The following is a 24,186-nucleotide window of genomic DNA, read 5'->3' on the forward strand; positions in this document are numbered from 1 at the left end:
CATTTTACATTCATTTATTTCACACCCGGAAATCCTTGCTGGCGGAGTACTTCATATACAATGATCGCTGCCGTATTGGAGAGGTTTAACGATCTCACCTGATCCGTCATATGAATCCGCAGGCATCGATCTTCTTTTCCTTCAATGATCTCCCTGGGAATACCGTTGGTTTCCCTACCGAATATAAAAAACCATTCCCGGTCTGGATCACTGAAATCGTAGTCTGTATAATACCTTTCTCCAAAGTTCTCAATATAATAAAAAAAACCCTCTGGATACGTCGCATACAGTTCATCAATAGAATTGTAATAATGGATATCCACATGATGCCAGTAATCAAGCCCTGCCCGTCTTAACATTTTATCATCGGTCGAAAAACCGAGGGGCCGGATCAGGTGAAGGGTTGTGTTGGTTGCAAGACACGTTCGGGCAATATTTCCGGTATTTGCTGGAATTTCTGGCTGATAGAGTACAACATGTAAACCCATTCTGTTCACCCTCTTTAGTTGAATATAACCTCGAACATTATACCATCTTATTCTCCGATTTTGAAAAATTTATACTGGCATTCAGGTGTCCAGGCATGGGAGTCCTCATAACTCCAGTATCGATGTCTGCTGTTTACCGTATGGGCATTGACCAGGGGCTCTCCATTTGCATCTCTCGCTACCACAATTGTATTATGATTCCATTTGCCGTCACCTTCAAAATCATAGCAAATGACATCTCCTGGACTGAGCTGATTAGCTTTATCGACTTCTCTTGCTGTGAGGCCCTGTTCAGAACTGCTTAAGTACCACCTTAAGGCATGGGCTACAGACCAGCTGTAGCTCCAGTTGTCATGTTTGTACCACCATCCTCTGGAACGATTCGGGTAGCCCCGCATAGGCGCATTTCCTGCCAGCATGCACTGGGAAACATAGTTGGTACAGTCTACCTCAAAATTCCGAAAAGCAGGGTTATAGTCATTCCACCATCTTTCAGCATATTGTACGGCTTTTCTCCGGTCATAGTGAAATCTCCGAGAAGAAACGGGATCATTTTGAGGAGAAGGATCTGGTGACATAAGGGAAGGTGATTTTCGGGCTGGGCGGGGGATCATCATCGTCTGATTAGTGATTTGTCCGTCATCAAAGTCAGCCCGTATGGGCACAATTTCTTCTTCCATGTAGTAATGATTGTATTGCCGGATCAAGTACGCTAAATGTAAAAAATATTCGACCTGGCAGATGTAATCAGGTACATGAAAATAGCGATAACATCGGATATAACCAGAAATTTTAATTATCTCTGCGTCTCTTTTCTTCATTAAGTTCATTTTTCTTGTCCACCAGTCCATATCACCCGGGCAGTCTAAAAAAATACGCTGCCAGGATTTGATCAACTGATCTTTCATGTTTATTCCCCCTTTATAAAAAAGTGTATGAAGGGATGGGGGAATGGATGAGAGGGAATGGTTATTCTGCAGGTATATTTTCTAATTGGAGCAAAAATCGTTTTTTATCCAGTCCTCCATTGTATCCCACAAGAGACCCGTTGCTTCCGATTACCCGATGGCAGGGGACAGCAATGGCAATGGGGTTACGATTAATTGCTCCGCCAACTGCACGGGCAGCCTTTGGCGAATGGATCATCTGAGCTATCTCTTTATAGGAACGGGTCTCGCCATAAGGAATGGTTAATAACGATTTCCATACTCGTTTCTGAAAGGGGGTTCCCTGCAGGTCGATTGGAAAGGTGAAATCGGTACGGTCTCCTGAAAAATATTCCTCTAACTGGAATGTTACTGCCTTTATCCGTTCTGGATTTTCTTCCATTCCACAGGACAGAAAATATTTTCTCGCCCATTGTTTTAAGGATGAGCAGACGTCATTTTTACTTCCGAAAACAATCTGGCAAACACCATTCTGACTTGACAGGATGGTTAACGGTCCAATTGGGCTTTCCATGTCGTCTACGAATAACAAAGGTTTTGCGGACATACCAAATCCCCTTCTTTACTGATTTTCCGGCAAAAAGGAAACATCCATATTCGTATGGTAAACACTACATACCGGTCCACCACGTGAACGGATTTGTCCTTTTTCCCGAGCAATAAAAAATGTTCTATCGTTGAAAGGACGATCGGGTGAAAGGGAACCAAATTCTCTGTCTGATTGATTGAATGATACAGGAACAGATATTAAAAATTCGATATTTTTAAGATTTTTTTAACAGATCTAATCCTTTTTTCATTTCCTGAATAACCTGCATATCCGTTTCCTTTTGCATAGCCTCTTTAATTGCCTCTTCCGCTTTGTTGCCACCGATTTTTCCTAGGGCCCATGCGGCCGTTCCCCGAATAACCGGTCTGGGGTCCTCATTCATCATAGCAATTAAATCATTCACCGCTGATTTATCCTTGTAATGGGCAAGAGCCAGAATAGCATTACGCTGAATCGGTTTTTTTCCCCGCCAGGAGCCGGACATGGAACCAAAACGTTCCCGAAATTCCCGGTTGGATAGTTTCAATAATGGTATGAGCTTCGGTTTAACGTTTTCAGGTTCAGGTTCCATTTCCGGATGGAGGTGAACATCTTTTCCTTTGTTTTTTGGACATACTTGCTGACAGGTGTCACATCCGTAAAGCCGGTTACCGATTTTCCCGCGAAATTCGTCAGGCAAAAAATCCTTCGTTTGAGTTAAAAAAGCAATGCAGCGCCGGGCATTTAGCTGACCGCCCTGAACAAGGGCACCGGTAGGGCAGGCGTCCACACAGATATGGCAGTCACCGCAGCTGTCTTCCACCGGCTGATCGGGGGGAAAAGGAATGTTGGTGATCATCTCACCTAAATAAACATACGAACCAAATTCAGGGGTAATGATGGAGCAGTTTTTTCCGGAAAAGCCAATTCCAGCTCTTTCTGCTACTGCACGATCCGATAATTCGCCCGTATCCACCATGATTCTGGTTAATACATCGGGGTTTTTATCCTTCAAGAATTGGGACAGTTTTTCAAGACGTTCCCGCAAAATATGGTGGTAATCCTTTCCCCATGAAGCCCGGCAAAAGATCCCCCTGCGCTCCTTTCTTGTTCCTCTGGGGGCATTTTTCATTCTGGAGGGATAGGCCATGGCAATCGAAATGATGGATTTCGCTTCCGGAAGGAGACGCTCCGGCTCCGTCCGTTCCTCAATCGAGCCTTTTTCAAAACCGGACTGGTAACCAAGGGAAGCCTGAATTTTTAGCCGTTCTTTTAAGGTTGAAAATACATCGGCAGAAGCAAATCCGATTTTATCAATGCCGATTTCTCTGCTGTACTCTATGACTTCCTGTTTGAGATTGTCATATGTCATCGCCTGAATCCCTCCCTGAACTGGACTCGTGTCAGCTAATCTTTTTTTGCTAACTTTATTATATATTGCATCGTCTTATGATGACAGTTCAACAACTCTGGCAATTCTTATGCGATTGAAGGCTGCGGCAATTTCAAACCTTCTCGGTCTCGCGATTTCCCCCGGGTGTTCATCCGGACGTGGGGTAAAGGAAGATAATCCCTCTGTGTCCATTTGTTTTTCCACCTGATCAAGCAATTCTGCTAAGGAAATGTTTTTTTCCAGTCTGTTTCGGCGTTCTAAAAAGTGAATGATTTCAGCAATCATTCTTGTCTGGGAACTATCCACAAGCTGTTCAACCTGGGAGAGATCAATTTCGTGTCTTCCCATCACAATTTTGGATAATCCTTTAGCCTGAACCTTCGATTTTTTTCCCTTTTGACTGTTCAGGCTGCCGGGTAAAAACCTCCTTCTCGGCAGTTGCCCAAAGGATTCCCCGCCTTCTTTTTCCCGCTGATACGGATATTTTTCGGCAATTTCTTTTGCTTTTTTCGTCACGTTAAGAGGAAGATATTGATCCATCATTATAACTTCATCCGCTGCATCAAAGTAATCACCGGATCCCCCCATAACCAGAATAGTGGAGACATCCAGTTCCTCTTTCATCTGCTTGATTTTATCAATAAAAGGAGTAATCGGTTCCTTTTCTTTTACGACCAGTTCCTGCATTCGTTCATCCCGAATCATAAAGTTGGTCGCACTTGTGTCTTCGTCAATCAACAACGTTTTCGCTCCTGCTTCAAGTGCTTCCATCACATTGGCTGCCTGGGATGTGCTTCCGCTGGCATTGTCGGTTGAAAAATGCACCGTATCTTCCCCGTGGGGCAGGTGATTGATGAACGGAGAAATATTGACCGTGGTCACCTTTCTGCCATCTTCCGCCCGGACTTTTACGGCAGCAGGGTCTGTTAAGACATATTCTCTGCCGTCCCCACGTATATGATGATATACGCCCCGTTCAATGGCATTCAGAAGGGTGCTTTTGCCGTGATATCCTCCACCGACAATTAAAACAATTCCCTTTTTCAGTGCCATTCCGGTAAGGGGTTCGTCCCGATGGGGGATATTGATGGAAACCCGGTTTTCCTCAGGGCTTTTAAAAGGTATCGCATGTTTCAGCGGGCGGTTGCTGATACCACTTTCCCTGGGCAGGACAGCTCCGTCAGCTACAAATGCGATCCAGTTGTTTTCTTTCATTTGTTTTCGAATAGCCTGATGCTGATCCGAAAGCTGAACGGCCTGATCGATTTCCTGATCGGAAATCGCAAAAATCGATTGATCCAGTATGGCAGGAAGAACCGTAAAAAATAATTTATCTGCTTCCCTTCCGTTTATTCTTCGGCCATTTGCGGGAAGCCCAATGGATAAGCAGATAGTCGTTTCAGCATCTCCTATGGTTACAGCTGCCCGTTCCAGAATTTCCTGTCCCGGTTCATCAATGGAGACCATGCCACTTTTGCCTGTTCCTCTGACAGGAATGTTTAACCGTCGTATGGCTTTTGCTACACTGCGGGCAAGACAGTCTTCCGCGTATATTTTTCTTTCCTTACAATCTTTCCAGCCTGGTTTGATCGGTCTCTGGTCAAAGGGGATAAGGATGCGGATTTTTGACGGAGAAGCAAAAGGATCTCCCTGAACGTAATCCACCATTAGCTTAAAACGGGAATACTGATACCTCCCCTGGAGAGATTTGTAGGCTTTATACCCTTTTCCATCCATCTGTTTCAGACTCGAACGGAGTTTTTGCATTGCGATTCACCTCTCTACCCATTCAGGTCGTTTCCTCTGACAAGAATACTATCTTACCCTTTCGATTGCAAACTGCTTTAACATCTATGAATTCTCTTCATGAAACGGCTGCTTTCATCATAAAGTGTATATGAACGAACCATCTCAAAACCTGCAGGGAGGTCAATGAATGGATATTATCAAAAAAATTGAAAGCCAGCGAGAAGATGAAGAAAAGTTAAAATGGGAAGGGACCTTCGCTGAATATCTGAAGTTATTAAAAGAAAAACCTTATCTGGCTCAGTCTGCTCACTCCCGTATTTATCAAATGATTAAAGAGGCCGGTGTGGAAGAAAAAAACGGTCATAAAGAATATAAGTTTTTCAGCAATGACATCTTTGGACTTGAAGAAGCAATGGAACGATTGGTGGAAGAATATTTTCATCCCGCAGCCGAACGGCTTGATGTGCGGAAGCGCATCCTATTATTAATGGGACCGGTCAGCGGCGGAAAATCCACCATTGTGACATTACTAAAAAGGGGGCTGGAACGCTTTTCCTACACAGATAAAGGTGCTGTTTTTGCCATTAAAGACTGTCCGATGATGGAAGATCCTCTTCATCTAATTCCGCACCATTTGCGGGATGATTTTTATGAAGAGTATGGCATCCGGATCGAGGGAAACTTGTCGCCTCTTAACATGATGCGTCTTGAAAAAGAATACGGGGGACGGATTGAAGATGTCATGGTGGAAAGGGTGTTTATATCTGAAAACAAAAGAAAGGGAATTGGCACCTTTAGCCCATCGGATCCGAAATCTCAGGATATTGCCGATTTAACCGGTTCAATAGACTTTTCCACTATAGCCCAGTATGGATCAGAATCAGACCCGAGAGCCTATCGTTTTGACGGTGAGTTGAACGTTGCCAATCGGGGAATTATGGAGTTTCAGGAAATTCTAAAATGTGATGAAAAATTTTTATGGAATCTCCTGTCACTGACTCAGGAAGGGAACTTTAAAGCGGGAAGATTTGCCCTGATCAGCGCGGATGAATTAATTATTGCCCATACAAATGAAGCCGAATATCGTTCCTTTATTGCCGATAAAAAAAATGAAGCCCTCCATTCACGAATGATTGTTATGCCGATCCCTTACAATTTGAAAGTGAGTCAGGAAGAACGAATTTATGAGAAAATGATTAAAGAAAGCAATATGCATGATGTACACATCGCCCCCCACACATTAAAAATCACTGCGATATTTACCATATTGACGAGACTAAAAGAGTCCAGTCGAAAAGATATTGATTTGTTAAAGAAGATGCGATTGTATGATGGAGACAGTGTAGAAGGGTTCAGCGATATAGATGTTGAAGAATTAAAAAAGGAACATCCGGACGAAGGAATGGATGGCATTGACCCCAGGTTTGTCATGAACCGGATTTCATCGGCCATCATAAAAAAAGAAGCAAAATCAATTAATGCTCTAGATGTTCTCCGTTCATTAAAGGAAGGGCTGGATCATCATCCTTCCATTACAAAAGAAGATAAGGAAAAATATTTAACCTATATTAATATAGCACGAAAAGAGTATGATGAAATTGCGAAGAAGGAAGTACAAAAAGCATTCGTCTACTCGTATGAAGAATCGGCAAGAACATTGATGGATAATTACTTAGATAATGTCGAAGCCTATTGCAATAACACCAAACTGAGAGATCCCCTGACCGGTGAAGAGATGAGCCCGGACGAAAAACTGATGCGTTCCATAGAAGAACAGATCGGCATTTCCGAAAATGCCAAAAAAGCATTCCGGGAAGAAATTTTGATTCGAATATCCGCTTATGCCAGAAAGGGGAAACGATTCGACTATCAATCGCATGAACGACTCAGGGAAGCGATACAGAAGAAACTGTTTGCTGATCTAAAAGATGTGGTCAAAATAACAACGACTACGAAAACGCCGGATGAACAGCAGCTAAAAAAGATCAATGAAGTGATTGCCACGCTGATTGATGAATACGGCTATGATTCCACCTCAGCAAATGAGTTGCTTCGATATGTAGGAAGCCTGCTCAATCGATAAAAATTCATGTTTGAACCTGTTATTTTGGGATAACTTAATTAATGGGTTATCCCTTTTTTTATTCTGTCCATTAATTGGTAAAATTCAAAAATTTCCATTAAAATAGCGTTTTTTGCCTTAAACATACACGATTGAAACGATGAAACAGCATATGTGATTCAGATTGCATAAAAGTGTAAGAAAAACGTGAGATATGGCTTTTCTGGTTTAAAGATTTAATATATACTAGTTGAAGGTATGAAACAGCATCATTTTTTTCGCCATAGTTCAGTCTAATCATCGGGGTATATGATTTGAGACTTATATGGATGAAAACTATAATAAAAAATGGATTTTCACAAACTATTGGGGGTAGTAAAAGTGTCTAACAGAGGGTCTAACGAAAGCATATGGGAACATTTCCATGGCCCTAATGTGGGTTACATCGAAGAACAATATGAGAAATACTTAGAAGACCCTGATACGGTTGATCCGTCTTTGCGGGAAGTGTTTGATGAATACGGAGCACCTCACTGGGTCACACAAGAAAAAGGAGTCCATGAACACAGAGGTGGAGCTTCTGATGTTGATATCCAAAAGGTGACGGCTGCGCTAAAGTTAGTGGAAGCGATTCGCCGTCATGGTCATTTAGAAGCGAATATCTATCCGGTAGGAAAGCGGAAGAATCGCTATACTCCTCTGGTGGATATCAAGACCTATGGTCTGTCAGAGGCTGATTTAAGGTCTATTCCAGCACAATGGCTGTGGAAAGATGCGCCCGGTCATGTCCGGAATGGTCTGGATGTAGTAGAAACATTAAAAGAAAGATATTCAGGCACAATTTCTTTCGAGTTTTACCACGTGCACCATGATGAAGAACGGGAATGGCTTCAGCATAAGGTCGAAACAGGAGCTTTAAATGTTTCGTTAAATCCTGATGAGAAAAAACAACTTCTGAAACGTCTGGCAGAAGTTGAAGGTTTTGAGCATTTCTTAAATAAAACATTCGTTGGACAGAAGCGCTTTTCCATTGAAGGGCTGGATATGATGGTTCCGATGCTGGATCGGATTGTACAGGAAGCCTACCGTGATGCTACCGAACACGTCATGCTGGGGATGGCCCACCGCGGCCGTCTGAACGTTCTGGCCCATGTTTTAGGAAAACCTTATGATTTGATTTTTTCTGAATTTCATCATGCCCCGAATAAAGAGCTGGTACCATCAGAAGGTTCCATGGGAATTAACTATGGCTGGACTGGTGATGTAAAGTACCATTTTGGTGCGAAACGTGAAGTGAAAGATGATGCGAGAGAAATGCGTGTAACTCTGGCCCATAATCCTTCTCACCTGGAGTTTGTGAATCCGGTTGTTGAAGGCTATACACGTGCGGCCCAGGATGATCGTTCGAATCCTGGATATTCCGAACAGGATGTGGATAAAGCCTTAAGCGTATTGATTCACGGAGATGCAGCCTTCATCGGTGAAGGTGTGGTAGCAGAAACTTTGAATCTGTCCGGTTTAAGAGGCTATCAGACTGGAGGAACCATTCATATTATCGCCAATAACTTGATTGGATTTACTACTAATCAAGAACAGGGACGTTCGACCACTTATGCCAGTGATCTTGCTAAAGGATTTGAAATCCCTGTTATTCATGTTAATGCTGATGACCCTGTTGCATGTTTAACGGCTGTATCCTTTGCCTATGAGTACCGGAAAACCTTCCATAAAGATATTTTGATTGACCTGGTCGGCTACCGCCGTTACGGACATAATGAAATGGATGAACCACGCGCCACTCAGCCGGCGTTATATAAGGATATCGATCAGCATCCAACAGTTCTGCATATCTACGCCGATCGATTAATGGAAGAAGGAACGATCAGGAAAGAAGATATGGAGCAGATGAAAAAAGAAGTGGATGATAAACTTCGGGAAATTTATATCAGCATGAAGGAAAGTGAAACTGAAGATCCTGATGTAGATGCGATTCCGGAGGCGATCGCAAACGGTTTAGACCAGATTGAAACGGCTGTGCCGCTTGATAGTTTAAAAGCATTGAATAAAGGTTTATTAAAACGTCCGGAAGGGTTCCATTCCTTTAAAAAACTTGAACGTATTTTAAAAAGAAGAGAAAATGCCCTGGAAGAAGGAAACAAAGTGGATTGGGCCCTTGGGGAAGCTCTTGCCTTTGCCTCTATTTTAAAAGATGGAAACCCAATCCGCATTACCGGTCAGGATAGCGAACGGGGAACTTTTGCACACAGAAATCTCGTTTTACATGATACGGAAACCGATGAAACCTATTGTCCCATGCATGGACTCGATGAAGCAAAAGCTTCATTTGATATATTCAACAGCCCCCTTTCTGAAACAGGTGTGCTTGGCTTTGAGTACGGATATAGCGTTCAGGCACCAGAAACGCTCGTTTTATGGGAAGCCCAATTTGGTGACTTCGCAAATGCTGGTCAGGTATTAATCGATCAGTTCATTTCTTCAGGACGTGCCAAATGGGATCAAAAATCCAGTATGGTTCTTCTGCTTCCTCATGGTTATGAAGGACAGGGACCTGAACATTCCAGTGGCCGACTGGAGCGTTTCCTGCAGCTGTCTGCCGAAAATAACTGGACGGTGGCCAATGTTACATCAGCTGCCCAGTATTTTCACCTGCTTCGACGTCAGGCAGCTATTGGCGGCAAGGATAATGCCCGTCCGCTCATATTAATGACGCCAAAGAGTCTGCTCAGAAACCCAAGAGTCGCTTCTTCACCGGAAGAATTCAGTGAGGGTAAATTTAAGCCAGTGCTGGAACAGCCGGGACTTGGTGCAAATACAGACCAAGTCAAAACCATTGTCCTGGGAAGCGGTAAAGTGATGGTTGAACTGGAGGAAGCGCTGGAAGAACACGGTTATGATCAGTTTGATTGGCTCCATATTTTGCGAATTGAACAAATTTATCCATTCCCTGAAAAACAGGTAAAAGAAATACTGTCCCGTTATCCGAATACGGAAGAGTTGATTTGGATTCAGGAAGAACCAAAAAATATGGGAAGCTGGGACTTTGTCAAAGAAACCATTCTGAATCTTTTATCTGAGGGTCAGACCCTTCATTATGTCGGCCGGCCGCATCGCTCATCACCGGCTGTTGGGGAACCAAATGTTCATAAAACCGAACAAAAACGCATCATAAAAGAGGCGCTAAAGTTGTCCAAAGGAGGAGATTCTCGTGAAAGAAATTAAAGTACCTGAGCTAGCCGAATCCATAACAGAAGGTACCATTGCCCAGTGGCTCGTCAAACCAGGAGACAAAGTGGAAAAAGGAGATCCTGTCGTTGAACTGGAAACCGATAAAGTAAACGTTGAGGTCAACTCTGATTATGCCGGTGTTATTGCAGAAATTCTTGCTGAAGAAGGCGATGATGTAGAAGTTGGCCAGGCGATTGCGAAGGTGGATGAATCTGGTAAGGCACCTGCTCCTGAAGCGAAGAAAACGGAAGAACCAAAGGAAGAAAAACCTGCTAAGCCAGAACCTGCACCCGCAGAAGAAAAACAGGAGGAGTCCCTTCAAGGTCCAGTCGCATCACCTGCAGCACGGAAAAGAGCACGGGAATTAGGTATTGATTTAAATGAAGTGGCAGCCAGGGATCCACTGGGACGAATTCGTCCTGAGGATGTAGATGCTGCCCATCAGTCCAAAGTACAAAAACCGCAGCAAAAACAGGAAAAACCAGCTGAAAAAACAGAATTTGACAAATCTGTTGAGCGTGTGCGCATGTCCCGCCGCCGCCAGACCATTGCGAAGCGGTTAGTTGAAGCACAGCACAACGCCGCCATGCTTACAACATTTAATGAAGTGGATATGTCGGCGATCATGAAATTGCGCAGTGAACGCAAAGATGAATTCGCAGAAAAACATGGCATTAAATTAGGTTTTATGTCTTTCTTTACCAAAGCGGTTGTCGGTGCTTTGAAAGAATTCCCGCTCTTGAACGCAGAAATTCAGGGAGATGAAATTGTCATCAAGAAATTTTATGATATCGGTATTGCAGTATCCACTGAGGAAGGCCTTGTCGTACCGGTTGTCCGTGACGCCGATCGCCTGAGCTTTGCCGGAATCGAACAGGAAATTGCAAATCTTGCGACAAAGGCAAGAAACAATGAACTTTCTTTAAGCGAGCTTCAGGGCGGTACATTTACGATCACAAACGGTGGTATTTTTGGCTCTCTTGTATCTACGCCAATTTTAAACGCGCCTCAGGTAGGTATTTTAGGAATGCACAAGATTCAGAAACGTCCTGTTGTGATGCCTGATGATACCATTGAAGTTCGTCCGATGATGTACCTGGCTCTATCCTATGATCACCGTATTATCGATGGCCGTGAAGCCGTACAGTTCCTGGTGAAAGTGAAGGAACTTATTGAAGATCCTTATGATTTATTGTTAGAGGGATAAGAAAAAACGAATATTTGCATAAATTTAAGCTCAACGAATGACTATCCATTCGTTGAGCTTTTTTTGTGTACGCCTCCCCCTTGAGATGCTTCGGCCAGCCTGCTGCTCAGCCTCTCTTTCAGGACTCGTCTCTCTTCAGAGTAAACGGGTGTTTTAGGGTTTTTTCTTGTTATTTAGAAAATTTTTTGTTCTTCAACTATGAATGAAACGACTTGATGATTCTTTTCATTTCCATTTTTTCTACAAAATTCGACACAAAATATACCAAAAAAGGCATTGACTAGGAGACGATTATATTATATGATTTTTCACAAATATGAGAAAAGACAGAAAATAAAAACAGGACTATATAACGGGGGCTAATGGACTATGGAACATTACTTACATTCAAAAGTGCCGTTATTAGAGATAAAGAATCTCGAAACAGCATTTAAAATTGATGGAAATTACTATAATGCGGTTGATCAAGTTTCTTTTACCGTTGAACGGGGAAAAATTCTTGGTGTTGTTGGAGAATCGGGTTGCGGTAAAAGCGTCATGTCTTTATCCATTATGAAACTTTTGCCAAAGGGTGCTGGCAGAATCCGCGGGGGAGAAGTGAAATTTGAAGGCAAAAATATCGAACATTATTCAGAAAAGGAAATGAATAAAATCCGTGGCAAAGATATATCGATGATCTTCCAGGAACCAATGACTTCATTGAATCCAGTTTTTACAATCGGATACCAGATTGAGGAAGTTTTACATAACCATTTTAAAATCACCAAAGAAGATGCACGGAAACAATCGATTAAATTATTAAGAAGTGTTGGAATTTCACGTGCGGAGCAAATTGTCAATGAGTATCCCCATCAGCTTTCAGGGGGGATGAGGCAGCGGGTTATGATTGCTATGGCCATTGCCTGCCAGCCGAAATTGCTCATTGCAGACGAACCTACTACTGCTCTTGACGTAACCGTCCAGGCACAAATTCTGGAACTTTTGAAGGACGTACAATCCGTTAATGATATGGCGATTATCTTGATTACTCATGATTTAGGGGTTGTGGCTGAAATCTGCGATGAAGTGATGGTGATGTATGCAGGGGAAATCGTTGAACGGTCGGATGTTAGAAGTTTATTTAAAGCCCCAAAACATCCATATACCAGGCTATTAATGGATTCGATCCCAAAAATGGATGTAGAAGAAGAAAAATTGGGTTCCATTAAAGGCATCGTTCCCTCTTTAAAAGATATGCCCCGAACAGGATGCAAATTTGCCAACCGCTGTCCCAAAGCCATGCCGGAATGTACGGAACTGAAACCGGTATTAGCCGAAGCTGAAAAAGGACACGAAGTTTCATGCCTGCTGTATGAGTCCAGCAAAACAGGAGAAGGGACGAATGTCACATGAATATCACCATCAATAACGAAAATAGCATGACAGCAAAAACGAAATCAAAAAAAAATCTGCTTGAAGTTAAACATTTAAAAACCTACTACCCCGTCAAAGGGGGATTTTTTCGGCGAACAATCGGTCATGTAAAGGCGGTTGACAACGTATCATTTGAAATAAGAAAAGGTGAAACCTTTGGTCTGGTTGGGGAGTCAGGTTGCGGGAAATCAACAACTGGGCGGACGATCTTAAGGCTGTTATCACCAACGGAAGGCCAGATTATTTTTGACGGCAATGATATCACCAATTTATCCGGAAACAAATTAAGAGAAGCGCGAAAAGATTTTCAGATGGTATTTCAGGACCCTTACGCTTCTCTGAATCCGATGCAGATGGTTGGAGATATCATAGGAGAGCCAATTAAAAACTTTTACCCGGGAAAACAGAAAAAGGAAATCAAAGAAGAAGTCATGGATCTAATCTTCAGAGTGGGCCTGCCATCTGATGCTTATTACAAGTACGCCCATGAGTTTTCAGGCGGCCAGCGTCAGCGAATTGGCATTGCTAGGGCTCTGGCGCTAAAACCGAAGCTGATCGTGGCAGATGAACCTGTTTCAGCGTTAGATGTTTCTGTACAGTCACAGGTGTTAAACCTGTTAAAGGAACTGCAGGATGAATTTGATTTAACCTATCTGTTTATCGCACATGATTTAAGTGTCGTGAAACATATGAGCGACCGCATCGGTGTCATGTATCTGGGAAATCTGATTGAAGTTGCAGATAAACATTCGATTTATGATGAACCGCTGCATCCTTACACACAGGCCCTGATCTCAGCTATTCCAGAACCGGATCCTGATAGAAAAAAAGAAAGAATTGTATTGCAGGGAGATGTTCCGAGCCCTTCTAATCCGCCTTCCGGATGTCCATTTCATACCCGATGTCCGATGGCAAAAGAAGCGTGCTCTGAAATAAAACCAAAATTAAAGGAGGTGAAGCCAGACCATCGAGTAGCCTGTATTCTTTACGATTAAGGGGTTCACTTGTATTGACAAATTTACAGGGGGTAGAACAAATGAGAAACAAAAAATCGTTGTTTTGGCTTTTGGCCATGTTGCTTGGTCTCTCGCTGTTTGTAGCAGCATGCGGCGGAGAGGAATCCAGCGGTACAGACGATGAGCAGGAGGATACAACGGATACTGAAGATTCAGATGAGACATCATCTGAAGGTGGCACCATGGTGTTTGCTGTAGACTCTGAGCCGGAAGGGCTTTTTAACTGGGCATTCTACGGAATCGTAACGGATGCCGACATTATTTCCCTATTTGATGAAGGGCTAATTGAATATGATGAAAATCTAAAACCACAGCCTAATCTGGCTACCTGGGAAACAGAGGACAACAAAACCTTTACTTTTAAATTTGAGGAAGGAGTTAAATGGCATAACGGTGATGAACTGACTGTACATGACTGGGTGTTTGCCCTCGAAACGATTGCTCACCCGGACTATGATGGACCTAGATATGAAAACGTCAAAACCATTGAGGGTGCAGAAGCTTACCGAAATGGAGAGGCTGACAGCATTTCCGGAATTGAAGTGATCGATGATTATACCATTAAGATTACTTTTGACAAAGCAAGGGTGAATAACCTGACGAATCTATGGGCGTATCCGATGAACCGTACAGCTTTTGAAGGAATCGAAGTGGCTGATATGTCAGGATCTGATCCTGTCCGTAAAAATCCTGTTGGTTTAGGACCATACAAAGTAGAAAATATTGTACCGGGAGAATCTGTTGAACTGGTACCATTTGAAGACTACTGGAATGGCGAACCAAAAATGGACAAAATCATTGTCAAAGTCGTAGACAGAAGCTCTGTTCTGGGAGCCCTTGAAAAAGGTGAAATTGACTTTATCACCGTTCATCCGTCAATGGGGCAACAGGTAGAAGAGCTTGATACGGCAGATCTTGTCACTTATCCCGGACTGTCTTACTACTATGTTGGATTCAAGCTGGGCAAATTTGACAATGAGTCTCTGGAGATCGTAGAAAAATATGATAAATATGCAGATAAAAGGCTGCGACAGGCTATGTATTATGCCATTAACCGGGAGGAATGGATTGATGCATTCTTCAGCGGATTTGGCAAGCCCGTTAACCGTCCCGTACCGACCGCCCACTGGATTGCTGCTGATGACAGTGAGCTGAACACATATCCATATGATCCGGAAAAGGCAAAAGAGCTGCTTGATGAAGCTGGTTACAAAGATGTTAACGACGACGGCTGGAGAGAAGATCCAGATGGCAATGAGTTCGTTGTAAAATTCTCTCATTATGATGTAGGGGATCCGCAGTATGAGTCCCGCGCCAAGGCCTTGACTCAGTACTGGAACGATGTCGGCCTTCAGACAGAGCTGGAAATGGTAGAAGTCAATCTGTACTACGATATGCTTGAAAATGACAATCCAGAAATTGAAGTATTCTATGGCGGCTGGGGTACAGGAACAGATCCTGATCCATCTGCAACCTGGAAATCCAATGCACTATGGAACTATACCCGCTACGATAACCCTGAAAGTGATCAGCTGCTTGACGATGCTCTAGATATGGATGTGGTTGGAACTTCTGATGAAAAACGAAAAGAAATATATGTTGAGTGGCAGAAACTTGTGAATGAAGAAGTACCAATGCTTTATATTACGGAGCTTGAAGAGACCGTTGCTGTAAGCAAACGCTTAAAAGGGATGGAATTTGATGTATCCGGCTGGAATAGCCCTGTTCACTGGTACATTGAAGAATAAGTGTAAAGCCGACTAGAAGCATGGATAAGGAGAATGATGATGTTAAAATATACACTCCGAAGAATATTAGGCATGATACCAATGCTCTTCCTTATCTCCGTTGTGGTGTTTACCCTGGCATTAGCCATGCCAGGGGACCCCTTTTCGGGGGAAATCGATCCAAACAACACAGATCCAGAATATATAGAAGAAATGCGGGAGAAGCTTGGACTCAATGATCCCTTACACATCCAGTATGCCCGCTGGATTTCCAATTTTGTCCAGGGGGATTTCGGGGAATCTACCCGATATAAAATGGAAGTGTCAGATTTAATTGCAGAACGTTTGCCAAATACAGTTTTGCTCGGGGCAACGTCCCTTGTCATTACTTATATACTGGCATTTGCGATGGGCATGTACGCCGGAAGGAAACCTTACACACTGGGTGACCATTTTATCGGTGGCTTTAACTATTTTGGACTGGCAATCCCTTCGTATATCGCTGGTGTTTTTGCTATTTACATTTTTTCCTTTCAGTTGGGCTGGATCCCCTTTCAGGGATCTGTGGATATTACCGTTGAAAAAGGTACGCTGGAGTACTGGCTGAGCCGACTGCATCATGTCATTACACCAGCCATTGTGCTTGGATTATTAAATATTGCAAGTTATACCCAGTTTTTGAGGAATGACATTATTGAAAACAGCCGCAAAGATTTTGTTCGGACAGCTCGAGCCAAAGGTACTCCGGAAGGCAAAATATACAACCGTCATATATTACGGAATTCAATTATCCCCTTAATTACTTTTCTTGGATTTGACATCGTCAATCTTGTCAACGGAGCCATCATAACGGAGGCGATTTTTACTTATCCGGGAATTGGACAACTTTTCTTGAATTCCGTTATGAATCAGGATTATCCGGTATTGATGACACTAACGATGATGTTTTCGTTTTTAGTACTGGTTGGTAATTTAATCGCAGATATATTGTATGGGGTTGTAGACCCTCGAATACGTCTTGATTAGGAGGAGTGGCTGTGGAAGCACTCACTGAAAAAAACACAAACCAGACACCGTCAAAGCCACCAAAAAACATGTCCCCATGGGCCATCGCCCGTCGAAAATTCGTCCGAAACAAACTGGCCATGACCAGTTCCGTATTTCTGTTAATTGTTATGATTGCATCTTTTTTAGCTCCATATATTACTACAGTTGATATCAGCAGAGTAAACCTTGGACAGATGTCTCTTCCGCCATCCAGTGAGCACTGGCTCGGAACCGATAAAAGCGGCAGGGATGTATTTGTCCGCCTACTTTATGGCGGACGTGTATCACTGCTGGTTGGTCTGGCATGTACCTTTTTAATCGTTGTTTTTGGAACGATTGTTGGATCCATTGCCGGTTACTTTGGCGGTGTGGTTGACAGTGTTTTAATGCGTTTTACCGACTTTATTTTAAACTTTCCATTTTTAGTATTTGTGATTGTGCTAAATGCGATTTTGTTCGGACATTTATCAGGTGTGTGGGTACTAATCGTGGTGATTAGCGTCCTTGGCTGGGGCGGGGTAGCCCGTCTGGTCCGAAGCAAAATCCTTTCCGAAAAGGAAAATGAATATATTCTAGCAGCGATTTCGATTGGGTGCAGGCCATCAAAAGTTATTATTAAACACTTGCTGCCCAATGTGCTGTCGACGATTATTGTACAGGCGACGATCTTGTTCGCAACCATGATTGTTGCCGAATCGGGCTTAAGTTATTTAGGATTTGGTGTTCCGACCGAAGTACCAAGCTGGGGGAACATGCTATCGACTTCCAGGGATCCAGATGTGATGCAGAATATGCCATGGACATGGATTCCACCGGCAATTGTGTTAACTTTGACGATTTTGTCCATTAATTTTATTGGGGAAGGGATTAAAGATGCCCTGAATCCAAAATCTTATCGTTAATTTATCCGAAAAAAGATCGATACCTGGTGCTATGACTACCATGTATCGATCTTGTTATATACCGTTAAATATGGGGAAAAACATGAAAAGGCAAGGAAATATCCGGACTGCTTTCATCCATCATATGCATGAGTTCGGATATATCTTTTTTCGAACAGGCTATCATTCAGGTGGGCGAACCAGGCCTTCCTAAAGGAAGATCACTTCTCTGTCTCTTAGTTTATTACTTTTGCGTTTTCGCAGTCTGCGTAAAATGACTCGATCATTGTTAAACAATGATTTGATTATCTGCTTAACTGGACAAATCTTTTTGTCCCAGCCTCATCTTGATTTCTTAGGAAATCCATAAAATTGTTGTTTCGGAGACTTCCCAGCTATCATTTTTCTTTTGAACTTCAATGGCTAATCCGATTGCTCCTAATCCGGAACGGTATTTTTCACCTTCGATTTTATAATGATCTTCACTAAGTTTTTCAACTTTTTTAATGGATAACAGAAAACCTTCTTCCAACATCATTTTTTCTTCATCAAAATAGCCTTCATCCCGCAGCTGTTCCAGGTTTTTTTCCATCATTTCTACCTCATACCTCGTCTCAAAGTACTCCATAATTCTTTCCTTTTCTGCCCGTGACAATTCCAGCTCCGTAAAGTCAAAACTAATGAAGTTCATAGGATGATTTAAGCCTGAATCCTGCTGGATAAGCTTTTCGAATGCTGAAATGTACATCCCAGAAAGATCAGACTCAGGGGAACCTCCGTGATCTGTTCCGCATCCCCAGAGCAGAATACCTAACACAGTGAAGAACATAAACAGTTTTTTCACCTTTTTTAGCACCTCTCTTTCTGAAAGGTTAGTCGTATTAATCATTGGTTGTGTTTCTAATCTCGCCAAAATTTTAGGGGGAAAACACTCAAATCGTATCTTATACCTGCATACACTAGAGTAATAACCGTAAAAGGAGGGAAAAGCATTGGGTAATCATAAGATGTTTGTCATTTCGGAAGAAGACTGGTCCCTCCACAAGAAAGGACATGAAGATCAGAAACGTCACAAAGAAAAAGTGAAAGAAGCCATAAAAAAGAAATTGCCAGAATTGATATCAGAAGAGAGCATTATCATGTCTAATGGTAAAGATGTGATTAAGATTCCTGTTCGTTCCCTTAATGAATATAAGATCCGCTACAACTATGATAAAAATAAACATGTAGGCCAGGGAGACGGAGACAGTCAAATAGGGGATGTGGTGGCAAAAGACGGAGATCAGCAGAAAAAGGGTCAGGGAGGAGAAAATCAGGCAGGCGATCAACCAGGCCAGGACTACTATGAAACGGAAGTCTCCTTTGCCGAGCTTGAGGAAGAGTTTTTTCAGCATTTAGAACTCCCGAATTTAGAAAGCAAAGAGAAGGATCAAATTGTTCATGTGGAGCCAGAGTTTAAAGACCTAAGAAAAACAGGATTAACCGGAAACATTGATAAAAGGCGTACCCTTATCGAAGCATTAAGAAGAAACGCCAAAGATGGGAAAACATCTTTTCAGCCCATCTATCCCGATGATTTGCGCTTTAAAACCTGGGAAGACGTTCAAAAGCCCGATTCAAAAGCAGTAGTGCTTGCCATGATGGATACGTCAGGATCTATGGGATTGTGGGAAAAATACATGGCAAGAAGTTTTTTCTTCTGGACGACTAGATTTTTGCGGCAAAAGTATGAAACGGTAGATATTGAATTTATCGCCCACCATACTGAAGCAAAAATTGTTACAGAAGATGAATTTTTCTCAAAAGGAGAAAGCGGAGGGACGATCTGCTCATCGGCTTACCGTAAAGCACTGGAGCTGATCGGTCAAAAATATTCCCCATCTAGATATAATATTTATCCGATCCACTTTTCTGACGGCGACAATCTCACATCCGACAACAAAAACTGTGTAAAACTTGTCAATGAATTAATGAATTACTCCAACATGTTCGCTTACGGGGAAGTGAACCAGTACAACTAACCAGGATATCACCATTCAAAAAGCCGATGATATCAAGGATAACCGGCTATATTTTTGGATAAATTCTGATTTCAAACTGATCTTTTTTCTTCCATTCGGGTTTACGGATAAAATCGACCCTTTCAATGACGGATTTTAAGAGAGAGTTTTTTCGTTCTGCTGATTCAATATGATGATAGATTTCCAGGACTTTTCGTATTCGGGGAATGATGTGGTCACGCTTTTTATGTCTTTCTTCTTCCTCTATAATTTCACTCTTCAAGAGATCCATTTCTTTTTTGATTTTCTTCAATCGGGCAGTGATAATGTTTTGCCGGTCCATGAAGGTTTCGATATCATAGATTCCCTGTTCTAAAAGGTCATGTAAATTATTCTTTTGTTTGTTTAATTGATCAAGCTCCTTCCTTTTCTTGTCCAGGGCTTTCTGTTTCAGGGAAATTACATTTTCGTGCTGCACTTTATGCTCCATCATTTTTTCTTTGATTTCAAAAGAGTCCACGATTTCATGCAATCCGTCCATCACTTTTTCCTCAACTAATTCAAAGATGACTCCTTTTTGTTTTCCTTTGCAGGCATGATTGGGGCATCTGAGTCGGTCAGACCGGTCTTTCATGGGAGTATAGATCAGTGACCGGCCACATATTTCACAGCGCACTATACCGGCCAGAGGATTGGACAGGGTGTGGCTGGACTTTACGGGTGCCCGATGCCTGTCTTTTAACGCCTGGTTAGCCGCATGAAATATTTCTTCAGAAACAATAGGTTCATGGGCATTTTCGCATATTTGCCATTTTTCTTTAGGCATTCTTTTTTTTACATACTTTCCGTTCCGTTTGGTGTACTTGGTTTTTCCCCAAACGATATGGCCAAGATAGACTTCATTCTTCACGATAGCCGAGACAGTATAAGGGCTCCATAGATCGGATTCAGGTGGTTTTACTCCCAAACGGTCTAGTTCCTGGGCAGCTGCCTGCCTTCCTTTACCGTTTGCTATCATTTCAAAAATCTTCTTCACCACCCAGCTGGTGTCAGGGTCTGGATATAACTTCAGATTCTCATCTCGTTTATATCCATATGGAGGTTTTTTCGTAATCGATTTACCTTCTTTCGCTGAATCAATCCGGCCATTCTGCAGACGCCGGGTTATTCCCTTCAGTTCCTGGCGGGCCATGAGGGATTTAACACCGAAGACGAGCTCCCATTCTTCTGACTCCGGATCATAGATTTCAGACGGTGTAATGATCTTCGTTCCAGAATAGCGAAAAGCCCGATCCAGGATACCAGAATCGAGCATATCTCCGCGGCCCAGGCGGTCGATATCGACGACCAGGACAGCATCAGCAATCCCTGTTTCAAGTTCACGAAGCAACTTTTGAATCATAGGGCGTTCCGATATAAATTCACCAGATACGACTTCTTCGTAAATATTTAAGATGTTATGGTTTTCCCGTTTTGCGATATCCAGCAACCGATTGCGATGACGTTCCAGGGTATCGAAGGGCCGGCCTTCCTGAATGGCTTTTTGCTCCTCCTCAATGTCTTTACGGCTTTTTCGCAAGTATATAAACACATCCAGATTTTCTAAACGGTACATGGCATCACCTTCTACTAGACACTATATGCGCTCTATTTAAATGGTATATCTTTTTCGGCCACTTGCATGGTACAAAATTCCCTGGAACGTCTTTCGATTTGCAGCAAACGCTCAAGAACAATGGATTCTGAAACACGAAAATCATCGGCAAGTATTCGAAGGATGTCCGGATCTGAGAGGTCGTAACGTCTGATCATATGGAAGGGTAATGCTGCATAGCGTGTAAAATGCCTGGCATCCCGTTCCTGGAGTTCCCGTAATGCTTCAGGCATCATAGATTGGTTGCCGACATGACGAAGGACGTGGCAGAGCTCATGAAAAAATTGCTCCCGTTGTTTCTGGACTGTCAAACGGGAATCTACGGTGATGGCTTTATAACGACCAATAATGTCGAAGCGGGAAGGCATCTCTTTTCTTTTGAGAAAAATTTCAAAGTACCGGCAAATTCTAGACACTTTTAATTCTCCAGGATCATAAATCCCTAACCGTTTATAAAGATTTGTTACCCAATCCTCCAGTGCAGTGGTTATGTACTGTGGAAAATACATGTAATCCCCCCTAAATCTGTTTATGAATATTATAAGAACATATGTTCCTTTTGGCAATATAAAAAAATACACCTTCATTTCATGAAGATGCATTATGACTAATTAAATAGCTTTTTCTAATGATGATTTTTTCAATTTTATCTCTTTATAAATTTTTTTAATAGCAGTATCTCGATCATATATGATTTCTTCTTCGCCACAGATGTTTGAAGAAAGTTTAATTAGTTTTTTTTCATTATCAAAAACATATTTATATTCTGCTAAAAGACCATTTTTTAAGTAACATTTTGTTATTCCTATTATTTTACCATCTTCTCTAGAAAAATTAACTGATATGTAATTATCATGTTTTATGTTGTTTAATAGTTCTTCTGGTGTTAATTTAGGGGAGTACAATTCGTCGTATAATTTTTTTATTAATTTCTGCACTTAAAACCACCTCCTATAATTTGGCTTTCAAAACGGACCTTATATGTTTTTCTAAATCTTTAGCAATATTTACTGCTGTTTCAAAGTCTTCAATTTCCCAGTTATCTCTTTTATCACCAATTTGGTGTTTTAATGATAAATTAAAATAATTTCCTAATAGAGCTCCATTGTTTTTAGATGCCTTGTAGAGATATTGATATTTTCTTGGTAATACAAATTTATTTTCAATTAGTTCAGTACCATCTATTTCTAAATCAAAATCAGCTACTATTGACGGAATAATATCATATCTAATTAAATTATCAAAGTCTTTTCTTGTACGAAAATAATGTTTATCCGGTCGTAAAAACTTCTGTTTATCTCGACTTTTTAAAGATTGCCTGTAAAGATCTCTAGCAACCTCTTCGGTGACGTTTAATGATTTCTGTAACAATTGTATTTTTTCATTTTCTTCTTGTATTCTTTGTTTTCTAGCTTTTAAAAGTTCAGTTTCTATAAAGGCATCCTTTTCAATTTTTGACTCTTCTGATTCTTCTGCATTACCATAACTTATATCTTTTGGTCCTTTAGGATCTATAGGTTCTAAATCCTTCTTGATTTTTCTGATAGCATCCCTTTTCTTTTTTTCCTTTTTATAGTACTCCCACAGCTTTTCTAAACCAAGTTCTGAATGATGAATTACCGAAGCAATATTATCTTCTTCATTATATGTTCCATCTTCATTTTCAATTGATCTTAAAACTCTTCCTACGAATTGGGCATAAGGTAACAATGTTTTAAAAGGCCTATATATTGCAGCAATTGACAAATATTTGTGGTCGAAACCTTCGCCAAGCATCGATACATTTATGACAACATCAACTTCATGATTTTCTATTTTACTTAATTCTTTTTCTTGTTCGTTTTTCTCCATTTTACTATGTACAATTGCGGATTTATAGCCCATTTTTTCATAAATCTCTTTAATTTGTTCAGCGTGCTTAATGCTGCAGGCAACGGCAATTATCTTATGTGGTTTATCAGAGATTTTTTTCTTGTCTTCTAAATGTTGGATTGAAAATTCAGCAATTTTTTCATTACTATGTTTAGAAAGAGCAACGGAACGATTTATCCAATCTTCCTCTTTAAGGTTCATTTCTCTTATTTCCTCTAGAGAATAGTATTTTTCATCATTATGATCGATAGTAAAATACATTTGATCAGGAATATGTTCAAATTTTTCTAAGCTTTTTACATATCCTTTTTCCATTGCTCTAGCTAAACTATATGAATAAATTTCTTCACCTTTAATTCTTTGTCCATCACTTCTAAATGGTGTCCCTGTAACTTTTAGGACTTTTGCATTACTGAAATATTCAAGAGCCCTTTGCCAAGTTCTAGCCTCTGAGTGATGTGCTTCATCAATTATAATAAAATCAAATAATTCAGGAGGTACACGTTTTAAAAGAGATGAATCGAATCTCTCTTGTAACCAATGGTAGTTAAGCACAACAATATCAGATTGATTTAGAACTCCATTAGTTAGTTTACTGTTATATTCAATGATACTAGGAAGTTCTGCATAATCATTAAAAACTTTTGTTGTAATCCAAAAATTTTTTGGGTCAGCAGAGTCTAGTGACCCTAATACGGAGTCTCTAACAACAGTTTGAGGTGTTATAATTAGAACACGTCCGCGTGAAATTCCAAAAGGTGAGATTGCCATTAATCCAGTTTTGCCTGTACCTGTAGGTAAAACTACTAAAGCATCTTCATTAGATTGTTTTGTTATAAAATGCTCGTAAATTGCTCTGTAGGCTTCAACTTGAGGTTCTCTTAATAATTTATTACCCTCTATAAATGCTGGAGCTGTCATAAAATAGCTCATATCTAAGTCATTCCTCTCTAAA

General features: G+C 41.4%; 18 protein-coding genes and 1 pseudogene. 9 read left to right on the plus strand and 10 right to left on the minus strand.

Annotated features, from left to right (window positions below; translation table 11 throughout):
* Positions 1 to 14: 14 nt before the first annotated feature.
* The 5 genes from trmL to EDD68_RS06955 form a co-directional block, all read right to left on the minus strand.
* Positions 15 to 488 carry a tRNA (uridine(34)/cytosine(34)/5-carboxymethylaminomethyluridine(34)-2'-O)-methyltransferase TrmL gene (gene trmL, locus EDD68_RS06935; RefSeq protein WP_132371515.1) on the minus strand — a complete coding sequence of 158 codons (474 nt, stop codon included), beginning with the start codon at positions 486 to 488 and terminating at the stop codon, positions 15 to 17.
* Between the two features lie 47 nt (positions 489 to 535).
* Positions 536 to 1,396: an amidase domain-containing protein gene (locus EDD68_RS06940; protein WP_132371516.1), complete on the minus strand. Its 861-nt coding sequence runs from the start codon at positions 1,394 to 1,396 to the stop codon at positions 536 to 538.
* A gap of 61 nt (positions 1,397 to 1,457) precedes the next feature.
* Positions 1,458 to 1,982 (minus strand): methylated-DNA--[protein]-cysteine S-methyltransferase, encoded by a 525-nt coding sequence (locus EDD68_RS15585; RefSeq protein ID WP_132371517.1) that lies wholly within the window; start codon positions 1,980 to 1,982, stop codon positions 1,458 to 1,460.
* A gap of 217 nt (positions 1,983 to 2,199) precedes the next feature.
* On the minus strand, positions 2,200 to 3,336 hold the full coding sequence (gene queG, locus EDD68_RS06950; protein ID WP_132371518.1) for a tRNA epoxyqueuosine(34) reductase QueG: 1,137 nt from the start codon (positions 3,334 to 3,336) through the stop codon (positions 2,200 to 2,202).
* Between the two features lie 75 nt (positions 3,337 to 3,411).
* Positions 3,412 to 5,124, minus strand: coding sequence for an ABC-ATPase domain-containing protein (locus EDD68_RS06955; protein WP_132371519.1), 1,713 nt, complete (start codon positions 5,122 to 5,124; stop codon positions 3,412 to 3,414).
* Positions 5,125 to 5,293: 169 nt separating this feature from the next.
* Between EDD68_RS06955 and EDD68_RS06960 the strand changes: the two genes are divergently transcribed.
* The 8 genes from EDD68_RS06960 (at position 5,294) to opp4C (ending at position 17,726) form a co-directional block, all read left to right on the plus strand.
* Positions 5,294 to 7,189, plus strand: a complete 1,896-nt coding sequence (locus EDD68_RS06960; RefSeq protein ID WP_132371520.1) for a PrkA family serine protein kinase — start codon at positions 5,294 to 5,296, stop codon at positions 7,187 to 7,189.
* 327 nt (positions 7,190 to 7,516) lie between these two features.
* A complete protein-coding gene (locus EDD68_RS06965) occupies positions 7,517 to 10,408 on the plus strand; it encodes a 2-oxoglutarate dehydrogenase E1 component (RefSeq protein ID WP_132371521.1) in 2,892 nt (963 codons plus the stop codon).
* Positions 10,395 to 11,621: a 2-oxoglutarate dehydrogenase complex dihydrolipoyllysine-residue succinyltransferase gene (gene odhB / locus EDD68_RS06970; protein WP_132371522.1), complete on the plus strand. Its 1,227-nt coding sequence runs from the start codon at positions 10,395 to 10,397 to the stop codon at positions 11,619 to 11,621. The genes EDD68_RS06965 and odhB overlap by 14 nt, the downstream gene beginning before the upstream one ends.
* 369 nt (positions 11,622 to 11,990) lie before the next feature.
* Positions 11,991 to 13,013, plus strand: coding sequence for an ABC transporter ATP-binding protein (locus EDD68_RS06975; protein ID WP_132371523.1), 1,023 nt, complete (start codon positions 11,991 to 11,993; stop codon positions 13,011 to 13,013).
* Complete coding sequence (locus EDD68_RS06980; protein WP_132371524.1) at positions 13,010 to 14,029, plus strand: ABC transporter ATP-binding protein; 1,020 nt, start codon at positions 13,010 to 13,012, stop codon at positions 14,027 to 14,029. The genes EDD68_RS06975 and EDD68_RS06980 overlap by 4 nt, the downstream gene beginning before the upstream one ends.
* Before the next feature lie 41 nt (positions 14,030 to 14,070).
* On the plus strand, positions 14,071 to 15,798 hold the full coding sequence (gene opp4A / locus EDD68_RS06985; RefSeq protein ID WP_132371525.1) for an oligopeptide ABC transporter substrate-binding protein: 1,728 nt from the start codon (positions 14,071 to 14,073) through the stop codon (positions 15,796 to 15,798).
* Positions 15,799 to 15,837: 39 nt separating this feature from the next.
* On the plus strand, positions 15,838 to 16,803 hold the full coding sequence (opp4B, locus tag EDD68_RS06990) for an oligopeptide ABC transporter permease (protein ID WP_132371526.1): 966 nt from the start codon (positions 15,838 to 15,840) through the stop codon (positions 16,801 to 16,803).
* Positions 16,804 to 16,814: 11 nt separating this feature from the next.
* Positions 16,815 to 17,726 (plus strand): oligopeptide ABC transporter permease, encoded by a 912-nt coding sequence (opp4C, locus tag EDD68_RS06995; protein ID WP_243646785.1) that lies wholly within the window; start codon positions 16,815 to 16,817, stop codon positions 17,724 to 17,726.
* A gap of 334 nt (positions 17,727 to 18,060) precedes the next feature.
* On the opposite strand, the gene EDD68_RS07000 is transcribed toward opp4C, so the two are convergent.
* Entirely contained in the window at positions 18,061 to 18,549 is a 489-nt protein-coding gene (locus EDD68_RS07000) for a hypothetical protein (RefSeq protein WP_165902089.1), read from the minus strand.
* A 163-nt stretch (positions 18,550 to 18,712) separates the two neighbouring features.
* On the opposite strand from EDD68_RS07000, the pseudogene yhbH reads away from it, so the two are divergent.
* A pseudogene (gene yhbH, locus EDD68_RS07005) lies at positions 18,713 to 19,723 on the plus strand (sporulation protein YhbH); the annotation flags it as partial.
* A 49-nt stretch (positions 19,724 to 19,772) separates the two neighbouring features.
* On the opposite strand, the gene EDD68_RS07010 reads toward yhbH, so the two are convergent.
* The 4 genes from EDD68_RS07010 to EDD68_RS07025 all read right to left on the minus strand — a co-directional run bounded on the left by EDD68_RS07010 (position 19,773) and on the right by EDD68_RS07025 (position 24,152).
* On the minus strand, positions 19,773 to 21,320 hold the full coding sequence (locus EDD68_RS07010) for a recombinase family protein (RefSeq protein ID WP_132371528.1): 1,548 nt from the start codon (positions 21,318 to 21,320) through the stop codon (positions 19,773 to 19,775).
* Positions 21,321 to 21,352: 32 nt separating this feature from the next.
* A complete protein-coding gene (locus tag EDD68_RS07015; protein ID WP_132371529.1) occupies positions 21,353 to 21,868 on the minus strand; it encodes an ImmA/IrrE family metallo-endopeptidase in 516 nt (171 codons plus the stop codon).
* A 102-nt stretch (positions 21,869 to 21,970) separates the two neighbouring features.
* Positions 21,971 to 22,297, minus strand: a complete 327-nt coding sequence (locus EDD68_RS07020; RefSeq protein WP_132371530.1) for a hypothetical protein — start codon at positions 22,295 to 22,297, stop codon at positions 21,971 to 21,973.
* 13 nt (positions 22,298 to 22,310) lie between these two features.
* Positions 22,311 to 24,152, minus strand: coding sequence for a DEAD/DEAH box helicase (locus EDD68_RS07025; protein WP_243646786.1), 1,842 nt, complete (start codon positions 24,150 to 24,152; stop codon positions 22,311 to 22,313).
* Positions 24,153 to 24,186: the final 34 nt, after the last annotated feature.

Source organism: Melghiribacillus thermohalophilus, from assembly GCF_004342905.1.
In the GTDB taxonomy this organism is placed as follows: Bacteria; Bacillota; Bacilli; order Bacillales; family Alkalibacillaceae; genus Melghiribacillus; species Melghiribacillus thermohalophilus.

Excerpts from the sequence above, each read along its gene's own strand:
- trmL (WP_132371515.1), bottom strand. The coding sequence starts at position 488 with ATGGGTTTACATGTTGTACTCTATCAGCCAGAAATTCCAGCAAATACC.
- EDD68_RS06940 (WP_132371516.1), bottom strand. The coding sequence starts at position 1,396 with ATGAAAGATCAGTTGATCAAATCCTGGCAGCGTATTTTTTTAGACTGC.
- EDD68_RS15585 (WP_132371517.1), bottom strand. The coding sequence starts at position 1,982 with ATGTCCGCAAAACCTTTGTTATTCGTAGACGACATGGAAAGCCCAATT.
- queG (WP_132371518.1), bottom strand. The coding sequence starts at position 3,336 with ATGACATATGACAATCTCAAACAGGAAGTCATAGAGTACAGCAGAGAA.
- EDD68_RS06955 (WP_132371519.1), bottom strand. The coding sequence starts at position 5,124 with ATGCAAAAACTCCGTTCGAGTCTGAAACAGATGGATGGAAAAGGGTAT.
- EDD68_RS06960 (WP_132371520.1), top strand. The coding sequence starts at position 5,294 with ATGGATATTATCAAAAAAATTGAAAGCCAGCGAGAAGATGAAGAAAAG.
- EDD68_RS06965 (WP_132371521.1), top strand. The coding sequence starts at position 7,517 with ATGGATTTTCACAAACTATTGGGGGTAGTAAAAGTGTCTAACAGAGGG.
- EDD68_RS06975 (WP_132371523.1), top strand. The coding sequence starts at position 11,991 with ATGGAACATTACTTACATTCAAAAGTGCCGTTATTAGAGATAAAGAAT.
- EDD68_RS06980 (WP_132371524.1), top strand. The coding sequence starts at position 13,010 with ATGAATATCACCATCAATAACGAAAATAGCATGACAGCAAAAACGAAA.
- opp4A (WP_132371525.1), top strand. The coding sequence starts at position 14,071 with ATGAGAAACAAAAAATCGTTGTTTTGGCTTTTGGCCATGTTGCTTGGT.
- opp4B (WP_132371526.1), top strand. The coding sequence starts at position 15,838 with ATGTTAAAATATACACTCCGAAGAATATTAGGCATGATACCAATGCTC.
- EDD68_RS07010 (WP_132371528.1), bottom strand. The coding sequence starts at position 21,320 with ATGTACCGTTTAGAAAATCTGGATGTGTTTATATACTTGCGAAAAAGC.
- EDD68_RS07015 (WP_132371529.1), bottom strand. The coding sequence starts at position 21,868 with ATGTATTTTCCACAGTACATAACCACTGCACTGGAGGATTGGGTAACA.
- EDD68_RS07025 (WP_243646786.1), bottom strand. The coding sequence starts at position 24,152 with ATGACAGCTCCAGCATTTATAGAGGGTAATAAATTATTAAGAGAACCT.